This window comes from Bradyrhizobium sp. (assembly GCF_016462955.1).
Classification (GTDB): domain Bacteria; phylum Pseudomonadota; class Alphaproteobacteria; order Rhizobiales; family Xanthobacteraceae; genus Bradyrhizobium.
Genome location: NZ_JAEMSD010000133.1, coordinates 1 through 2199 on the forward strand (window position 1 = coordinate 1; position 2199 = coordinate 2199).

The following is a 2199-nucleotide window of genomic DNA, read 5'->3' on the forward strand; positions in this document are numbered from 1 at the left end:
CGCTGCACCGGCGACTATCAGGCGCGCATCTCCGGTCCCCTGATGGACCGCATCGACCTGCGCATCGAGGTGCCGGCCGTGACCGCGGCCGACCTGATCCTGCCGCCGCCGGCGGAAGGATCGGCCGAGGTCGCCGCGCGCGTCGCGGCGGCCCGCGACATCCAGCTCGCCCGCTATGCGGATGCGGGCCTGCCGAATGTCCGCACCAATGCCGAGGCGCCCGCCTCCGTGCTGGAGGAGGTCGCAAAGCCGGATGCGCAAGGACAGAAGCTGCTGCGCGATGCCGCCGAGACCATGCGGCTGTCGGCGCGCGGCTATCACCGCGTGCTGCGGGTGGCGCGCACGCTGGCCGACCTCGACCATGCCGACAAGATCGGCCGGCTGCATCTGGCCGAGGCCCTGTCCTATCGCGCCCTCGCGGAGGATGTGCGCCAGATGGCGTGAACGCGCCCTCGCATCAACCCGGCGGTAACGAGTTTCCTTTACGCTCTGCAAACCATAAGGCCCAATGCGTTTCGGTCGTGAGTTCCCGAGGGCCGGCGAGTAAGCGTCATGTTGCGTTTCAAGTTCCTGGCTTCGGTCGTTCCCCTGCTGGCGGCTGCGGTGTTTGCCCGCGCAGAGGTCGGATCGGTCTCGCATCCCTGCATCGCGGTGGGCGACACGTCGGTCGAGCTCACCTCCCGGTTCTGGACCGCCGGCGTGCATGTCGCCTTCACCGACGATCCGACGCGGGCCACGGTGCGGGTCCAGATCACGGACAATGCCGACGCTGCGGACTTCACCGTGGTGGACGACGGCCCCGGTTCCGAGGCGGAGTCCTGCCAGGCCAATCCGTCGACGCGCCTGGTCTCGATTGCCGCCCAACCCGTCGACGGCGGCGAGGTGATCTATCTCTCCAGCGAAGGGCCGGCGGATTACCGCATCCATGTGCGCTCGAAGACGTTCTCGCCGCGCGAGGCGGCGGCGCTGATCGTCGGCGCCCGTGGCGGCCATGGCAGCTTCAAGGCGGCCTCGCTTTAAGCCGTTAACACCCCGTCAACCCTGTTTGGAGCCGAGGCCGGCGCCTCAAACTGTTCGCAAGGTCGAGACGACATCGTCGCACACGGCGGCGGGGTTTCAGGCAAGGGCGGTGACGATGGGTCGGACGTTCCGGATCAAGGTGCGCATGCGCCGCTTCAGGCGACAGCATCCGCGCATCGCCTTCGCGATCCGCTCCTTCATGATCTTCTCGGCGACGTTCGGCGGCGCCTATGGTTTCGTGTCCGGCAGCCGGTCCGACAATTCCGGCTACGATCCTCATACCTTTGCGATCGGCGCCAGCTTCCTGTTCGCGCTCGCCTGCCTCGGGCTCGCGACGCTAAGCATGCGGCTGCGCTTCATTAATAAGCGGCTCCGCAAGCTGGCCGCGCACAACGAGGCGTTGATCGACCGCAATTGGGAGCTGAAGGAGGCGGAGGAGCGCGCCCGCAGCCTGTTCGAGCAGCAGGGCGACCTCATCGTGCTGCGCGACACGAGCGGCCGCATCACCTTCGCCAACGAGGCCTATTGCGCACTCGCAGGACAGGCGCGCAGCGCGCTTGTCGGCACGCGTTTCGATTTCGACGTGCTGGAGCAGGGCGACAGCGCCCGCGAGAGCAGCGGTACCCGCATCCACGACCAGAAGATCGCAACCCCGCTCGGCGCGCGTTGGATCGCCTGGCGCGAAGGCTATGTCCGCCGGGATGCCGGACAGCCGGCCGAATTGCAGAGCGTCGGACGCGACGTCACCGACCGCACCGAGACCGAGCGCGCCTTGGCCGAGGCCCGCGACCAGGCCGATGCCGCCAACCGCGCCAAGTCGCGCTTCCTCGCCATGGCCTCGCACGAGATCCGCACCCCCTTGAACGGCATCATCGGCATGGGCGGCCTGTTGCTCGACACCCATCTGACGCCGGAGCAGACCACTTATGCCAGGGCGGTGAAAACCTCCGGCGAAGCCTTGATGGCGCTGATCGAGGAGTTGCTCGACTATTCCAAGATCGAGGCCGGCAAGCTCGACCTCGATCAGCGTCCCTTCGCGCTCTCGACCCTGGTCGAGGAGATCACGGAGCTGCTGGCGCCGCGCGCGCAGGCGAAGTCGCTCGAGATCGCCGCTTACATCGACGAGCGCCTGCCGCTGGACGTGGTGGGCGATGCCGCGCGGCGCCAGCAGCTCGGTGA

At 67.8% G+C, this 2199-nt stretch carries 2 protein-coding genes and 1 pseudogene; all 3 read left to right on the forward strand.

The features are described 5' to 3' along the window. A partial coding sequence (locus tag JHD07_RS15875) for an ATP-binding protein (RefSeq protein WP_291623800.1) occupies nt 1–444 on the forward strand: 444 nt, incomplete at its 5' end. A gap of 108 nt (nt 445–552) precedes the next feature. Beyond that, nucleotides 553–1020, forward strand: coding sequence for a hypothetical protein (locus JHD07_RS15880; RefSeq protein ID WP_291623802.1), 468 nt, complete (start codon nt 553–555; stop codon nt 1018–1020). Nucleotides 1021–1135: 115 nt separating this feature from the next. Next, nucleotides 1136–2199 (forward strand): annotated as a pseudogene (locus JHD07_RS15885) (histidine kinase dimerization/phospho-acceptor domain-containing protein); the annotation flags it as partial.

Excerpts from the sequence above, each read along its gene's own strand:
- JHD07_RS15880 (WP_291623802.1), top strand. The coding sequence starts at position 553 with ATGTTGCGTTTCAAGTTCCTGGCTTCGGTCGTTCCCCTGCTGGCGGCT.